General features: G+C 54.5%; 1 pseudogene. It reads right to left on the bottom strand.

Going from position 1 to position 503, the window contains the following annotated elements:
- Window positions 1-199, bottom strand: a pseudogene (locus BK660_RS30430) (chemotaxis protein); the annotation flags it as partial.
- Window positions 200-503 lie beyond the last annotated feature (304 nt).

Genomic DNA, 503 nt, shown 5'->3' with positions numbered 1-503 from the left:
CCAGCACCAGAATCCGCCCGCTCATCCAGTTCTGCACGCTGCTGGCGGTCAGATCACCGGCCTGCTGCACAGAGGACTGGAGGTTCTGGCGAATGGTGTTTCGCTGCAGATAGTCGTTGTAGAGGGTGAACAGCGCGAACGCCAGGACCACGACGCCCGAGGCGGCCAACAGGATTTTATGGCTGAACTTGAGATTCATTTCATGGGACTTCTTATGCGAAAAGTGGGGATGCGTTCTGGATGCAACATTCCATGTACAGCGCAGGCAGCGTTCTTCAGGCCGCTCTACTTTGGTGCACGCATGTCTCACCAGTCTGTCGGCACGTGTCGGAGAAATCTTAGGGCTGAGCGGGAAATGGATGACATTTCTGAAGGATTCCCGCCGAACGGCGTGCCAGAGCGTTCTCCCCGATGTTTTTCAGGGCTGATGTTCGGGTGGCTGTTGCAAATTTCGTAACCCTTGATGACAATGCGAGTAATTATCATTTGTGACGTTCGCGTTC

The sequence above is a fragment of the Pseudomonas brassicacearum genome, assembly GCF_003732265.1.
GTDB classification, from domain to species: domain Bacteria; phylum Pseudomonadota; class Gammaproteobacteria; order Pseudomonadales; family Pseudomonadaceae; genus Aquipseudomonas; species Aquipseudomonas brassicacearum_D.
Note: the sequence above shows the minus strand (reverse complement) of the source record. Positions and strands in the feature narration are given on the sequence as shown.